Source organism: Acinetobacter ursingii DSM 16037 = CIP 107286 (genome assembly GCF_000368825.1).
Lineage (GTDB): Bacteria > Pseudomonadota > Gammaproteobacteria > Pseudomonadales > Moraxellaceae > Acinetobacter > Acinetobacter ursingii.
The window spans coordinates 589,679-605,661 of record NZ_KB849717.1 but is presented as its reverse complement, the minus strand read 5'-3'; the positions used below and the strand labels follow the sequence as shown (position 1 = coordinate 605,661).

At 40.9% G+C, this 15,983-nt stretch carries 14 protein-coding genes; 7 read left to right on the top strand and 7 right to left on the bottom strand.

Annotated features, from left to right (window positions below; genetic code table 11):
• Positions 1-158 precede the first annotated feature (158 nt).
• Entirely contained in the window at positions 159-773 is a 615-nt protein-coding gene (locus tag F944_RS10425) for a carbonic anhydrase (RefSeq protein WP_010588747.1), read from the top strand.
• 36 nt (positions 774-809) lie between these two features.
• Here F944_RS10425 and F944_RS10420 read toward each other — a convergent pair whose 3' ends face one another.
• Positions 810-1,397, bottom strand: a complete 588-nt coding sequence (locus tag F944_RS10420; RefSeq protein ID WP_004990241.1) for an arylesterase — start codon at positions 1,395-1,397, stop codon at positions 810-812.
• A 93-nt stretch (positions 1,398-1,490) separates the two neighbouring features.
• Between F944_RS10420 and F944_RS10415 the strand changes: the two genes are divergently transcribed.
• A complete protein-coding gene (locus F944_RS10415; protein ID WP_004990239.1) occupies positions 1,491-2,228 on the top strand; it encodes an ABC transporter ATP-binding protein in 738 nt (245 codons plus the stop codon).
• Entirely contained in the window at positions 2,225-4,690 is a 2,466-nt protein-coding gene (locus F944_RS10410; protein ID WP_004990237.1) for an ABC transporter permease, read from the top strand. The genes F944_RS10415 and F944_RS10410 overlap by 4 nt, the downstream gene beginning before the upstream one ends.
• Before the next feature lie 32 nt (positions 4,691-4,722).
• Here the strand turns inward: F944_RS10410 and F944_RS10405 are convergent, their stop codons facing one another.
• Positions 4,723-5,535: a rhomboid family intramembrane serine protease gene (locus tag F944_RS10405; RefSeq protein ID WP_004990236.1), complete on the bottom strand. Its 813-nt coding sequence runs from the start codon at positions 5,533-5,535 to the stop codon at positions 4,723-4,725.
• 80 nt (positions 5,536-5,615) lie between these two features.
• On the opposite strand from F944_RS10405, the gene mtgA reads away from it, so the two are divergent.
• Entirely contained in the window at positions 5,616-6,290 is a 675-nt protein-coding gene (gene mtgA, locus F944_RS10400; RefSeq protein ID WP_004990234.1) for a monofunctional biosynthetic peptidoglycan transglycosylase, read from the top strand.
• Between the two features lie 138 nt (positions 6,291-6,428).
• Positions 6,429-8,522, top strand: coding sequence for a polyphosphate kinase 1 (gene ppk1, locus F944_RS10395; protein ID WP_004990233.1), 2,094 nt, complete (start codon positions 6,429-6,431; stop codon positions 8,520-8,522).
• Positions 8,523-8,583: 61 nt separating this feature from the next.
• Here the strand turns inward: ppk1 and F944_RS10390 are convergent, their stop codons facing one another.
• Positions 8,584-9,027, bottom strand: coding sequence for a universal stress protein (locus F944_RS10390; RefSeq protein WP_004990231.1), 444 nt, complete (start codon positions 9,025-9,027; stop codon positions 8,584-8,586).
• A gap of 251 nt (positions 9,028-9,278) precedes the next feature.
• Here F944_RS10390 and F944_RS10385 point away from each other — a divergent pair, with 251 nt between their 5' ends.
• Positions 9,279-9,587, top strand: a complete 309-nt coding sequence (locus F944_RS10385; RefSeq protein ID WP_004990229.1) for an MGMT family protein — start codon at positions 9,279-9,281, stop codon at positions 9,585-9,587.
• 17 nt (positions 9,588-9,604) lie between these two features.
• Here the strand turns inward: F944_RS10385 and F944_RS10380 are convergent, their stop codons facing one another.
• The gene (locus F944_RS10380; RefSeq protein WP_004990227.1) at positions 9,605-10,042 is read right to left on the bottom strand and encodes a universal stress protein; all 438 of its coding nucleotides are present in this window, start codon (positions 10,040-10,042) and stop codon (positions 9,605-9,607) included.
• 181 nt (positions 10,043-10,223) lie between these two features.
• On the opposite strand from F944_RS10380, the gene F944_RS10375 reads away from it, so the two are divergent.
• On the top strand, positions 10,224-10,922 hold the full coding sequence (locus tag F944_RS10375) for a toxin-antitoxin system YwqK family antitoxin (protein ID WP_004990225.1): 699 nt from the start codon (positions 10,224-10,226) through the stop codon (positions 10,920-10,922).
• A gap of 95 nt (positions 10,923-11,017) precedes the next feature.
• On the opposite strand, the gene greA is transcribed toward F944_RS10375, so the two are convergent.
• The 3 genes from greA to carA form a co-directional block, all read right to left on the bottom strand.
• Positions 11,018-11,494: a transcription elongation factor GreA gene (gene greA / locus F944_RS10370; protein WP_004990223.1), complete on the bottom strand. Its 477-nt coding sequence runs from the start codon at positions 11,492-11,494 to the stop codon at positions 11,018-11,020.
• Positions 11,495-11,583: 89 nt separating this feature from the next.
• A complete protein-coding gene (gene carB, locus F944_RS10365) occupies positions 11,584-14,817 on the bottom strand; it encodes a carbamoyl-phosphate synthase large subunit (protein WP_004990222.1) in 3,234 nt (1,077 codons plus the stop codon).
• 14 nt (positions 14,818-14,831) lie between these two features.
• On the bottom strand, positions 14,832-15,971 hold the full coding sequence (carA, locus tag F944_RS10360) for a glutamine-hydrolyzing carbamoyl-phosphate synthase small subunit (RefSeq protein ID WP_004990219.1): 1,140 nt from the start codon (positions 15,969-15,971) through the stop codon (positions 14,832-14,834).
• Positions 15,972-15,983: the final 12 nt, after the last annotated feature.

Genomic DNA, 15,983 nt, shown 5'->3' with positions numbered 1-15,983 from the left:
ATAAAATGTAAATAAATTTATAGACAACAAGTGATTATCAAAAATTGATTAAAAAAATATCAAAATGGAGAAAGATTGTCATAGTTTAGTTTTTGTCAGTGACTTTCACAGTCTAGCTTATTACACTATTTTGAACTCATTATTTGATGGCAAAACAAATGATCACTGCTCAGGAAGCGCTTGAACGTCTTAAAGCTGGTAATAAGAGATTTGCGACAGGTGAAGTGACTCACCGCAAATTATTATCGCATCAAGAACGTACCGATATGGCTCAAGACCAAAATCCGTTTGCCATTATTTTGGGATGTTCTGATTCGCGTGTGCCTGCTGAAATTGTATTTGATCAGGGGCTTGGCGATCTGTTTGTGATCCGTGTGGCAGGCAATATCGTTGCGCCTTCACAGGTTGGAAGTGTTGAGTTCGCAGCCGAGCGTTATGATTGTGCTGTGGTTGTGGTATTGGGACATAGTCATTGTGGCGCGATTCAAGCAACAGTTGATACTTTGATGAATCCAGATCATCCGCCGTCTGACAACTTAATGTCAATTGTCAATCGAGTTCGTCCTTCTGTGGAAATTTTGCTACAAACTGACTTGAAACATGATCATGCAAAATTATGTATGCATGCTGTCCGTTCAAATGTGTTTGCTTCTGTGAATCAGCTACGTCACGGTTCTGCGGTACTTGAACATTTGATTGAAAAGGGCAAAATGATTGTGGTCGGTGCAGAATATTCTTTAGAAACAGGCGAAGTGACTTTTTTTGATTTTTGATTCTTTGTGTAAACGAAAGATCTGATTAAAGGCGCGTTATAACGCGCCTTTAATATATGGATAGGCATTATTCAATAAAATACTTTGTGATTTGGCATTCGGGTGAATCTGGTCATTTTGCATCAGATCTTTATGTCCCGCGATGCCTTGCATAAAGAAAGGCAGTAGTTTGATTTTGTATTGTTGACTGATCACTTTATAGTTATTTTCAAAGGCTTGGCTATAAGCCGTGCCATAGTTAGGCGGAATTTTCATACCAAATAATAATACTTTCGCTTTGGCTTGCTGACTCTGTTGTACCAGTTGTCCCAAATTTTTTTGGATCATTTGAGGTGGTTGACCGCGTAATGCATCATTACCACCCAACTCGATGACGACCACATCAGGTTTATAGCTTTGTAGTAGTTTTGGCATTCGGGCCAGCGCACCGCTGGTGGTTTCACCACTTACACTTGCATTGACCACTTTATGCTGTTTCGGATACTGTTGGTCAAGACGTTTTTGCAATAATTGAACCCAGCCTTGTTCAGGATTGATTCCATAACCTGCACTGATGCTATCTCCCACAATCAGAATGGTTTTTGCATCTACGGCAAAAGGGATCAGACAGAGCGTAGCAACCATGTAGTATTTTACAGTTTTGGGTTTGAACAAGTGTTTTAAAATTTGCATATTAAAAAATGACCGATCATTGCATCAGACAGGATAATGACCATCATGCCACAACCGATTATTTCTGCCCACCAACTGACACAATCCATTCAATTTAATAACAAAATATTAACTATTTTAAATGATATCAATCTCGATATTTATGCAGGTGAGCAAGTTGCAATTACTGGGCGTTCGGGGTCAGGAAAATCCACTCTTTTAGGGATATTGGCAACATTGGATCAGCCGAGTTCAGGCGAGGTATGGGTTTGTGAGCAAGCCGTACATCAACTGAGTGAAGAAGCAAGAGCAAAAGTTCGTCTGGAAAATATCGGTTTTGTATTTCAGTCTTTTCAACTGTTACCACATTTGAGTGCGCTGGAAAATGTGATGCTGCCTTTACGTTTGCAGCCAAAGTTTGATTATCAGCAGGCTGAAGAAAAAGCCTTGTCTTGGTTAAAACGAGTAGGATTAGAGCGCCAAGCGCTACAAACCCCTAAAGTCTTATCAGGTGGTGAGCAGCAACGTGTAGCCATTGCACGTGCTTTGATTGCATCACCTAAAATTATTTTTGCCGATGAACCGACAGGAAATCTGGATGGTCAAACTGCACAAGACATTGAGAGCCTGTTATTTGAACTGAATCGTGAATTAGGCACGACACTGATTTTGGTCACGCATGATGCCAAGCTGGCAGCAATGTGTCAGCGTCGCTTACAACTGATCGATGGTAAATTATTTGAAGATCAAGTCTCTGCCCAAGAATCCTCTCATCCAGTTGATCAGATGGAGGATGGGACATGAGTGCATTGCTTAAACCCTTATTTATCCAAAGCTTTCGGACGGGCGGTATTTATTTACTCATCATTGCCTTGTCACTTGCCATCAGTGCAACCACTGCCCTTAAATTTAGTAATGATCAGATCCAAAATGCTGTGACTCTACAAGCTGCTGAAATGTTAGCAGCCGATTTAGTGCTTTCTGACAATGAACCTATTGCAGATACATGGAAGCAACAAGCAACTACTGAAAACTTTCAGCAATCTAATGTCACTGTTTTTAGCTCAATGGCACGAACGAATGATCAATTTGTCATGGTCAATGTTAAAGCAATTGATACACACTTTCCGTTACGTGGAAAATTACAGATTGAACCTCCAGCAACGCAGATCAACTCTGGTGAAATCTGGTTAAGTCCACGCGCGATGGATTTACTTAAGGTTAAGTTGGGTGAGCAGATCTTTATCGCAGATGGTGCATTTAAAGTTACGGGTGTGATTAAGCATGATTCCAATCAGGAATTGGGCTTTTCTGGATTTTCTCCCACTGTCATGATTAACCAATCAGATATTGCCAAAACCAATGCGATTCAAGTCGGTAGTCGGATTGAATATCGGTTATTGATGGCTGGAACGCCTGAACATATTCAAAATTTTGAGAAAAAGTTCAAAGCGCAACATCATGTTCAGGATGATACAGAGGCTGATCCAGAATCGAGCTTAAGGCTGCGTAATGCTGCGCAAGGCAATACACGTTTGATGAAACCAATTGAAAATCTGGATACGTTTTTACAGTTGGCCAATATTTTAACGATTTTGCTGTGTGGTATCGCCATTGCTTTAACCAGTCAGCGCTATGTCCAACAAAATCAGGATCACATTGCCTTGATGCGTTGTCTCGGGGCGACTCGTGTACAGATCGTCTGGGCATATCTTGGATTATTGGCTGTAGTCAGTCTCATATCAATCTTGATTGGCTCATTATTAGGCGTGGGACTTGGCTATGGCTTATTACAACTGATGTTGCAGTTGATTCCGCAACTCGAGTTAAGTTTCTCAGTGATTGCATTTTTGTTCGGCCCATTACCGATTGCGATATTCACCAGTATCGTAGTGATGGCAGGATTTATCTTGCCGAGTATCTGGGAGTTACTAAATACGCCTCCAATTCGGGTGATTCGTCAGGAAACACGTTCTAAACGATCATTTGCTTTTATGTTTTTAGCAGGTGTGTTGAGTTTAGCGGTGTTTAGTATGGCGCTGAGTGAAAATATTCAACTGAGTGGTCTGATGCTGGCGGCGATACTTTTACTGAGCGCGATTCTATATGGGGTTGTCTGGAGCCTATTAAAATTCTTTAAGCGCCTCAAAAATCAGTTTTCGGGATATATACGGACACCTGCACATACGGCTTTACAGATTACGGCGCTGGCTTTGGGCTTGAGTTTAATTACTGTATTAACTGTATTACGCACAGATCTATTGCAGCGTTGGCAACAACAATTACCAGAAGGAACGCCAAATCAATTTGTGTATGGGTTGCCGCCTTTTGATATGCCTGAGTTTAAGCAACAGCTTGAAAAAAATGGCTGGCATAGTACGCCTTTATATCCCAATATTCGAGGAAGGTTAGTTGCCAAAAATGATCAGCCCTTTGCAGCCGACTTGATTCAACACAATAATTCTTTACGTCGTGAGCTGAATCTGACTCAGGCAGAAACCTTGCCAAAGGACAATGTCATTACACAAGGTCAACCTTTATTTAATCAGGTCAATCAAGTCTCAGTTGAGGCTAAACTGGCTGAAGAATTAGGCATACAAGTCGGAGACAAGCTGACATTTAATTTGCCAGAAGGGACGTTATCTGCGCGGGTCATCAACTTACGAAGTGTAGAGTGGGAAAGCTTTAGTCCGAATTTCTTCTTTATTTTTTCACCGCACAGCATGGATGAAAATGCAGGAAGTTATTTAGGCAGTTTTTATGTTCCACCACAGGATAAGACGCAATTGATTCAGGTGATTCAACGTTTTTCTAACACTGTCTTTATTGATGTCAGTTTGATACTGGATGAAATTAAAAGACTGGTCAGCGTATTGGTTCAAGTGATTACGGTATTGGCAATATTGGTTGGGCTGTCTGGAATTTTAGTCTTAGTGGCGTGTTTGAATCTACTCATGGATGAACGCCGTCGAGAAGTGGCATTGATGCGTTCCTTTGGATTATCCAAGTCAAAACTTAAACATATGTTGAGTTTGGAAATTGGATTTATCGGTTTAATTGCAGGGGTAGTATCCTGTTTCTTCGCTGAAATTATCAGTGCCATTGCCAGCTATAAAATGAACATTGCTCTACAATGGCATCCTGAAATCTGGCTGATTTTACCTGTTGCCATGATGCTGATTTGTGCCTTGATTGGACGATATCGACTCAGTTATCTATGTGATATTCCACCTTTACAAAGTTTAAGAGAAATCAACCAATCTTAAGCTTTAAGTAAAATCAAACTATAAAAAGCCAGCTATATACCCAGCTGGCTTTTCATTTGCGCTAAAATTTCTTGCCAAAGTGGCTCAATCGGTGGAATCAGACTGACACAGTATTGATAAAATAAGGCACACAATACTGCCCCGATGATCAATCCAACTACTGCGCCTAGATTTGCTTGATGTATCTTTTGGCTGATATACCAAGTCATTGCCAATAAAGCGCCCATGATCATGCCACCGATATGCGCCGCATTATTAATGCCTGTTGCCATAAAACCAAAGGCAAGGTTAATTGCCATGACCATCACTAAAGATTTTTTATCTAAAATAAAACGCTGATCGGGTAAAGCAGGCAACAAGGCCAAAATGGTGAGTGCTGCACCAAGTCCCATCACCGCACCAGAGGCACCTGCGCCAACATGAGGAAGTAAAGTTGGATCAAAATGCTCAAGTAATGCATAGCTGTCACGAATAGTGACGTAACTGCTGAGCAAGCTACCCATCAGTCCTGCCAATAGATACAACCCGATAAAATAAAAACGCCCGAGCATTTGTTCTGCAATACTGCCAAAAATATACAGCGCCCACATATTCAGCATCAGATGTACCAGTCCAAAATGGAAGAACATACTGGTAAATAAACGTTGTGGTTGTTCCAGAAAAGTCAGGGGCGAGAAGTCTGCACCCCAACGGATGGCATCAGCTGTTGTCGGGCTGGTGGCATCGACACCTGATAGCACTTGCCAGCCATATAAACCCACATTCATGGCGATTAAAACTGCGGTGATCCACCACAGATTGACTTCAAGTTTACGATTTACTTGCGGAGGACTATATTCAGACATGATATGCTTTTGTTATATATCAATAATGCTTAGTTTAAGCTTAACATGAAATACGTGATTTTCTGGAGAACCCATCTGGCATGAAGAAATTTATTGTTCGCGCTGTTTTAATTCTTGTCAGTTTTATTCTTCTGGTGCAGTTATGGATTTTTTGTAGTTTGGCTTGGTGGCGAACGCATCCCGTTGAAACGACGATGTTTATGCGCATCGATTATTGGTCAGATCCTTCTGAGCCGTTGCATCATGAATGGCGTGACTATGACCATATCAGCGATACATTTAAACGCGCAGTTGTCGCGGCAGAAGATGGTAAGTTTTTACAACATCATGGCTTTGACTGGGATGGTATTCAGTATGCACTTGAGAAAAATGAAAAATCAGGCGAAGTCGTCAATGGTGGTTCCACTATTTCGCAACAATTAGCAAAAAATTTATTTTTATATAATAAACGCTCATTGATTCGCAAAGGTCAGGAAGCTGTTGCAACTTGGATGATGGAACGCATGTGGTCAAAGCAGCGTATTTTGGAAGTGTATATGAACTCGGTTGAACTCGGAGATAATATTTATGGCGTGGAAGCCGCCTCTCAATATTATTTTCATAAAAGCGCGAGAAGCTTAACCAATCAACAAGCTGCATTTTTGGCTTCATTATTGCCAAATCCAAAAGGTTATCAAGCCAACCGTAATGATCCAAAATTTAAGTTTAAGCAGCGTTTTACCTTAAAATATATGCGCTATAGCCAGATTCCGTAAATATCTGGTTTTAGAATGTGGTAATTTTTAAAAAAGCTTGTGAATACGAGCTTTTTTTATGAAATTGTCATAATTTTGCAGCATACTATTTAAAAGCCTTGTTTAGGCATCAAAAATTTATAATGTCAGGTTGAATGCATGAATACCGCGATTACAACACCGTCTGAAACTATGCCGACAGAAGCAGAGTATACTTATAATGATCGCTATATTAACCGCGAGCTTTCAATTCTCGATTTTCATTTGCGAGTTTTGGAACAAGCGGTCGATCCATTACATCCTCTGTTAGAGCGGATGAACTTCCTGCTGATTTTTTCGCGTAATCTGGATGAGTTTTTTGAAATCCGCGTGGCTGGTGTCATGGAGCAAATGTATTTGGGCAATGAAAGTCGTAGCCCAGATGGTTTGACCCCACGACAGGTTCTAGATCAAATTTCTAAAACCGCACATGCCGCCATTGAACGCCAATATCGGATATTAAACGAAGAAATTTTGCCAAAGCTGCGTGAAGAAGATATTTGCTTTTTACGTCGCGGTGAGCTGACACCTGCCCAATCGTCATGGATTAAAAAATATTTTCAGGAACAAGTTGCACCTGTATTAACACCGATTAGTTTAGATCCTGCGCATCCATTTCCGCGTTTGGTCAATAAAAGCCTGAACTTCATTGTCACTTTAGAAGGCAAAGATGCTTTTGGTCGTCAGATTGATTTGGCTGTTGTACCTGCACCACGTTCGTTGCCACGTGTAGTACGTTTACCCAATGAATTAACTGGCGGTAAAGAACATCATGTGATGCTTTCTGCGATTATTCATGAACATATTTCTGACCTGTTCCCAGGAATGACTGCGACAGGTTGTTATCAGTTCCGTGTGACGCGTAATGCAGACTTGGCCTTAAATGAAGACGTTGAAGATTTGGCTAAAGCCTTAAAAGGTGAATTAAGTTCACGCCGTTTTGGTCGTGCAGTGCGTTTGGAAGTTACTGAAAACTGTCCAAAGCATATCTATGAATATTTACTAGATGAGTTCGATCTGGACGAAGAACAGCTTTATAAAGTCGATGGTCCCGTCAATCTTGCACGTTTATTATCCAATTTTAAACGTCCGCATTTGCGTTATGATTCGCATACGCCTGTCATTCCAAAAATACTCAAAAAATCAGAAAATATTTTTGCAGCGATGCAGAAGCAGGACATTTTACTGCATCATCCGTTTGAATCTTTTGCTCCTGTCATCAATTTACTGCGTGAAGCAGCACGTGATCCACAAGTTCTTGCAATCAAGCAAACCTTATACCGTAGTGGTGCGGATTCTGAGATTGTTCAGGTTTTAGCAGAAGCAGCGCGTAATGGTAAGGAAGTGACTGCTATTATTGAGTTACGTGCACGTTTTGATGAAGAATCCAATATCGAAGTGGCAAACCTGTTACAAGAAGCGGGAGCAGTCGTGGTCTATGGTATTGTGGGTTATAAAACTCACGCCAAAATGATCATGGTGGTGCGCCGTGAAAATAATAAATTGGTTCGATATGTACATTTGGGTACAGGGAATTACCATGCAGGTAATGCCCGTATTTATACCGATTACGGCTTGCTGACCACAGAGAAAGAATTATGCGATGACGTCCATCGTATTTTTCAGGAATTGACGGGAATGGGTAAAATGGCAAAGCTGAAAAAGCTGTTACATGCACCATTTACCTTACACGCTCAATTGATTAATTTTATTGATGATGAAATTGCCAATGCCAAAGCAGGCAAGCCCGCCCAGATTATTGTCAAGGTCAATGCATTGACTGAAATGCAGTTGATTAACAAACTATATGAGGCTTCGCAGGCAGGCGTTAAAATTGATTTGATCATTCGTTCGATTTGCTGTTTGCGTCCTGGTTTACCTGGACTATCTGAAAATATTCGTGTTCGATCCATTGTCGGCCGTTTTTTAGAACATACCCGCGTTTATTATTTTAGTAATAATGGCGATGCTCGGATTTATTGTTCGAGCGCAGACTGGATGGATCGTAATCTATTCAATCGTGTTGAGGCGTGTTTCCCGATCGAAGATCCAGTGTTGAAGAAACGAATTTATCAGCAAGGTTTGGTGAATTATTTAAAAGATAACCAGCAAGCGTGGTTGCTGCAAGGGGATGGAACATGGGTGCGTGCTCAACTCGCTGAAGGTGAGGAACCTCATAATGCACAGCAAACTCTATTGGAAATTTTTAAGTAAATTAAATCTGAACTCAAAGAGAATCGAATGATTCTCTTTTTTTATGTCTGAATATTTATGCTTAACTTCGAACAATCAATACTGGAATATAAATCTCTCCCAATACTTTTTGTGCCACACTACCCAGTACTAACTTTTTAAACCCTGTACGGCCATGTGAACCCATCACTAAAAGGTCAGCATTTACCTCTGTTGCAGCATTCACAATTTCTTTGTAAATTTCCTGACCTTCGACTATTTTAGTATTTGCTTCGACACCTTGTGATGAAAACACTTGTTTTGCTTCTTCCAAAATATCTTGGATCATGGCGCGTCCACGATTAATGGCATCTTCTTTTTGACTTTCAGCATTGACATATTCAACCCCAATAAAAGGATCAATCGTCACGACCAGTAAAATGGTCACCTGACTATTATAGGTTTTTGCTAATTGTGCCGCTTGATGAACCGCAGCAAGGGCAGTGGATGAACCATCAACAGGAACCAAAATATGTTGATATGACATCGGTAAACTCCTTTTCATTATAAAAAATTGTTTGTAAAAGTTATTGTGTATATATTTTCAACATTATCATCATATTGCCTGAAATATGTCGTTTGAGCTGAACGAGCATTTAAGGATTAATTTGAGTTAATCATGTGCAATATAGTGATAAAATAGCATAATTAATCGGCAACTTTGTCATGCTTACACTAAAGTCGAGCAGATTGAGAATCCTATTCAATAAAGACGATCATGATATGTGTGGCGTATAAATGACCAAAGAACTTCATATCCAGATACTCGAAGTAGTGGCCCTGATTCCTTATGGCAAAGTCGCCAGTTATGGACAAATTGCCCAATTGGCGGGACTCCCTAAACATGCGCGGTTAGTGGGATATGTTTTAAAACATCTTGACCGTGAAAGTGATTTGCCGTGGCATCGTGTGATTAATGCTCAAGGCAAAATCAGCACCAACCGATTAAATGCACATGGAGAAAATATCCAGCAAATAAAATTACTAGAGGAAGATGTTGTAGTAGTTGCAGGGAAAGTGAGTCTAAAAAAATACCAATGGAGTTGATCTCTTGAAAAATAGATTTATTTAGCAATAAGAACAGGTACTGGACTTTGAGCCAATACGGTTTGAGCGACACTACCCAATACAAGTTTCTTTAAACCTGTGCGTCCATGTGACCCCATCACCAGTAAATCAGCTTCAAGCTCTATAGCGGTCTGAATGATTGTTTCGGCAATTGAGAGGCCTTCACGATATTGAATGCTTAAGCTTAGTCCATCTTCTGAATATTGGGCTTTAATCTTTTCTAGCGAAGCCAAGATATAATCCTTTGCTCGATCGATCAATACGTTACTTTGCCCCTTATTTATATAGTCCTCAGCAATCATCGGGTCGAGTTCCAAGACCTCTAAGACCGCCACTTGACTACCTAAACTCTTGGCTAATTGTATGGCGTGTTCTAGTGCCTTGATAGAAGGTTCAGAATCATCTACACAAACCAGTATATGCTGATAGCTCATTTTATAGTCTCATATTAAGTTTAGGTATGCATTAGGTGGATAAAGAGAATAAACCTTAAATGATATTTTTAGCAGAAAGAACAGATGGCAACAATGTGATTTTGTTAAAAATGAATATGATATATTGATAAATATAATTAAAAATAATGTGCAAAACTTTATTGTTTGTATTGGGGACTGAATGAAAAAGTGTGCAGTTTTTACTTTGATGATGACATCATTTTTAATAGGCTGTTCTTCAGATGGTCTACTTGGTGTTGCTTACTGGGTGGGTTCTTTAGGCGATCCTAAAGATGATTTTAAATACAATTGCCAGATTAAGCTAATTAAGAAAGATGATCAGGATAATTTATTCATCCAGTATTACCATGAAAATAATCAAAAAAATTCGAGTGCGTTTTGGGTCAAAAGTTTAGATCCAAATTCGGGTCAACATTACGCTGAGTGTCTTAGATTTGATGTTGAAACGAATTTTGATTTTTTTGAAGATATCGTAAAAAATAACGATATCCAAGTTTGGGATTATGATGGACATAAAGTGGCTGAAGGTCATTATATTGGCAATAAAAAGCAAGGAACGTGGAAAAGTTGGTATCGCTCAGGTCAATTAAGATCTAACCATCACTATCAAAATGATCAATTATTGGGTTTGCAGCAATCTTGGTATCAAACTGGGCAACAGGAAATTCAGGCGATCTATGGAGAGGGGAATTATCAAGAAACTTACTGGTATGAAAAAGAAGATACGCGACGTGAAACTCAACAAAAAATAGTCAATGGCATTGAACATAAAACCATCACCGAGTTTGACGCTTCAAATAAAATCACAAGCATCATGCAATATGAAGGAAAAGAAATTGTTCGTTGGGATACATTTTAAGTGCAATAAAAATATCCAAATCTAAACCTTTGCAGGCGTAGCATTTGGATATTCATTTTTGAGTCTTGTGGGTTTTAAGTCATTAAACTAGATGTTTAGAGATACTCAACACTTACGACTTCATATTCGACTTCACCTTGTGGAGTGACAATTTTGGCTTCATCGCCTTCATTTTTGCCCAAAAGCCCACGTGCAATAGGGGAGTTCACAGAGATTTTATTGATTTTGAAATCAGCTTCATCATCACCTACAATTTTATAGGTCTTACGTTCTTCAGTGTCCAGATTTTCAATGGTCACCGTTACCCCAAAAACCACACGACCATTTTTTTCAAGTTCATGAATATCAATGACTTGAGCTGCACCTAATTTGCCTTCGATGTCCTGAATACGACCTTCACAAAAGCCTTGTTGTTCACGTGCAGCATGATATTCAGCATTTTCTTTCAAATCGCCATGTTCACGTGCCTCAGCAATCGCCTGAGTAATACGTGGACGTTCCACAGTCTTTAGCTGGTGTAATTCTTTCTCAAGAGCTTCTTTGCCCTCTGGAGTCATTGGATAACGTTGCATTTTAGTCCCTCTAAATGAAATGGGAGTTGACCTTTTTAAAAAAACAAAAAACCCGCCACCGATAAAGTGACGGGCTTATCGGTAACGAATTAACCTACAGTTTGTAAATCTTGCAAGCGATATACATCCATTGGTAATTGAATTGCAAAAGCTTGGCAAACTGCTTCAGCACCATTAATAGTCGTCGTATAATACACTTTGCCTTGTAGGGCTGCACGACGAATCATGGCTGAGTCATACTGAGCTTGTTTACCTTCAGTGGTATTGACAATAAGGTGTATTTCACCATTTTTCAAGCGGTCAACAACATGTGGACGGCCTTCAGTTACTTTATTTACACGTTCGCATGCCAAACCTGCATTTTTAAGTACCTGATAAGTTCCACCTGTAGCAAGCAGTTTAAAACCATAGTCCACGAGTTTTTTAGCAATATCAGCAATATATTTTTTATCTGACTCACGTACAGACAAGAAAGCATGCTTGATTTCACCTTCAGTCGGTAATCCAGGCAGGCGTTCATTTGAACCCAATACTGCTTTATAGAACGCTTCACCAAAGGTTTTACCGACACCCATCACTTCACCTGTCGATTTCATCTCAGGCCCAAGCATTGGATCAACGCCTTGGAATTTCGCGAATGGGAAAACTGCTTCTTTTACAGCAAAGCGAGTCGGAATGATTTCTTTAGTAAAACCCTGAGAAGCAAGCGTTTGACCTGCCATACAACGTGCAGCAACTTTAGCTAAAGATTCACCAATACATTTCGATACGAATGGAACCGTACGCGATGCACGTGGATTTACTTCAAGCACATAAACGTCATCACCTTTTACAGCAAACTGAACGTTCATTAAGCCCACTACACCCAGTTCTTTTGCCATCGCGATAGTTTGACGACGCATTTCATTCTGAATGGTGTCAGAAAGAGAATAAGGTGGGATTGAACATGCAGAGTCACCTGAGTGAATCCCTGCTTGTTCGATGTGTTGCATAATACCGCCAATCACCACATCTTTACCGTCAGATACGCAGTCGACATCAACTTCAGTCGCATCATCCAAGAAATGATCAAGCAAAACAGGTGCTTCATTGGATGCTTGAACTGCATCACGTAAGTAACGTTTCAGTTCTTCATCATTGTAGACGATTTCCATGGCACGACCACCCAATACATAAGATGGACGAACGACCAACGGATAACCTACTTTAGATGCTTCTGCCATACCTTCTTCAGCAGATTTGACGATGCTGTTGTTCGGTTGACGAAGCTGTAAGCGCTGAATCATTTGCTGGAAACGTTCACGGTCTTCTGCACGGTCAATGGCATCTGGAGATGTACCAATGATAGGCGTACCTGCTTCTTCTAAAGCACGAGCCAATTTCAAAGGTGTTTGACCACCGTACTGTACGATTACGCCTTTAGGCTTCTCGGTACGTACGATTTCAAGCACATCTTCAAGGGTAACAGGTTCAAAGTACAAACGATCAGAAGTATCGTAGTCGGTTGAAACTGTTTCAGGGTTACAGTTGACCATGATGGTTTCATAACCATCTTCACGCATTGCAAGTGCCGCATGTACACAGCAATAGTCAAACTCGATGCCTTGACCAATACGGTTTGGACCACCACCAATCACCATGATTTTGTCACGGTTTGATGGATTTGCTTCACATTCTTCATCGTAAGTTGAGTACATGTAAGCCGTTGAAGATTCAAATTCGGCTGCACACGTATCCACGCGCTTGTAAACAGGATAGACACCTAAATTCCAGCGTTGTTTACGGAATTGTTTTTGTGAAATACCCATGAGGTCAGCAATACGCAGGTCAGATAAACCTTTACGTTTAAATGCACGAATATTATCGGCATTCAAGTCACCAAAGCCCAAGGTTTTCACTTGTTCTTCAGTTTTGATGATGTCTTGAATCTGGATCAGGAACCAACGATCAATCTTGGTTGCATTGAATACGTCATCAAGGCTAAAACCGTGACGGAAAGCATCTGCAACATACCAGATACGCTCTGGTCCAGGAACATTCAGTTCATGCTGGATTTTCTCGCGTGCGCCTTCAGTCCCAATTTCAATTTTTTCATCAAAACCAGATACACCTACTTCCAAGCCACGAAGTGCTTTTTGTACAGATTCCTGGAAGTTACGACCAATCGCCATGACTTCACCGACCGATTTCATCTGCGTCGTCAGTACAGGTTCAGCTTGTGGGAATTTCTCAAAGTTAAAACGAGGAATCTTGGTTACGACATAGTCGATCGATGGTTCAAATGATGCAGGTGTGGTTCCACCTGTAATGTCATTTTTCAACTCATCAAGGGTATAACCCACTGCCAGTTTTGCCGCAATTTTAGCAATCGGGAAGCCTGTTGCTTTAGAGGCAAGTGCAGATGAACGAGAAACACGTGGGTTCATCTCGATCACGACCATACGGCCGTCTTGAGGATTGATACCAAACTGAACGTTAGAACCACCCGTTTCAACACCAATTTCACGAAGAACGGCAATCGATGCATTACGCATGATTTGATATTCTTTATCTGTCAGTGTTTGGGCTGGTGCAACTGTGATCGAGTCACCTGTATGAACACCCATTGGGTCAAAGTTTTCGATGGCACAGACAATGATACAGTTGTCGTTTTTATCACGAACAACTTCCATTTCGTACTCTTTCCAGCCTATCAATGATTCATCAATCAATAACTGATGCGTTGGAGAAAGATCGAAACCACGTTCACAGATTTCAAGGAATTCTTCGCGGTTATATGCAATACCGCCACCTGAACCACCCATGGTGAACGATGGACGAATAATGACAGGGAAGCCAAAGCGTGATTGAATTTCCAAAGCTTCCTGCATGTTTTCTGCAATGGCGGCTTTTGGACATTCCAACCCGATTTTACGCATTGCGATATCAAACAGTTTACGATCTTCTGCTTTTTCAATTGCGTCTTTGCTTGCACCGATTAATTCAACGTTGTATTTCTCTAAAACGCCGTTTTCATCCAGTGCCAATGCACAGTTCAATGCCGTTTGACCACCCATGGTTGGGAGAACCGCATCTGGACGTTCTTTTTCAATAATCTGTGCAACCGTTTGCCAAGTGATTGGCTCGATATAAGTTGCATCCGCCATAGAAGGGTCGGTCATAATCGTCGCAGGATTGGAGTTCACCAAAATCACGCGATAACCTTCTTCACGAAGCGCTTTACAGGCTTGTGCACCAGAATAGTCAAACTCACAGGCCTGACCAATCACAATAGGACCCGCACCAATAATCAGGATGCTTTTTATGTCCGTACGTTTAGGCATTATTCGCTCCTTAATTACTTCTTAGCGGCTTCAATAAGTTCGATGAAATGATCGAACAATGGGGCACAGTCATGTGGACCTGGGCTGGCTTCAGGATGACCCTGAAAACTAAATGCTGGTTTGTCAGTACGATGAATTCCTTGGTTTGTACCATCAAACAGTGAGCGATGTGTCACTTTTAAGTTTGTAGGTAAGGTACGTTCATCAACAGCAAAGCCGTGGTTTTGAGAAGTAATCATCACTGTACCTTGTTCAAGATTTTGTACAGGATGGTTGGCACCGTGGTGACCATGATTCATTTTCATGGTTTTGGCACCTGAAGCAAGTGCTAAAATTTGATGTCCCAAACAAATACCAAATACAGGTAACGTCGTGGTTTCAACAATCGTTTTTACCGCTTCAATGGCATAGTCACACGCGGCTGGATCGCCTGGACCATTAGATAAAAACACACCATCTGGATTTAACGCTAATACTTTTTCAGCAGGTGTTTGAGCCGGAACAACAGTCAATTTACAGCCGCGGTCTGCAAGCATACGCAAGATGTTGGTTTTGACACCGTAATCGTATGCAACCACATGATATTTTAATTCAGGTTGACTAAAGCCTGTACCCAGCTCCCATGAACCTTCAGTCCATTCAAAGCCATCTGGGTCACAGCATTCTTTCGCAAGGTCTAAACCATTTAAGCCGCCAAATGCTCGTGCTTTCGCAAGTGCTTCTTCTTCTGTAATATTTTCGCCCGCAAGGATACAGCCATTTTGGGCACCTTTATCACGCAAAATACGTGTCAATTTACGGGTGTCAATATCGGCAATCGCTACGACATTATTTTGTTCTAAGTAGTCGCCTAAGGATTGCTCTGCACGGAAATTACTATGCAGTAATGGAAGATCACGAATGATTAAGCCATTTGCCCAAACTTTGTGGATGCGACCCGATTCATTATCTTCGCTATTGCAACCAGTGTTACCAATATGAGGATAAGTTAACGTCACCAGTTGTTGTGCATAACTTGGATCGGTCAGAATTTCTTGATAGCCAGTCATGGCTGTGTTAAAAACGACTTCACCAGTCGTTGATCCCGTTGCACCAATAGACGTTCCTTTAAAGATCGTTCCATCAGCAAGGGCTAAAATGGCGGGGGTGCTCAAACCAAAGCTCCT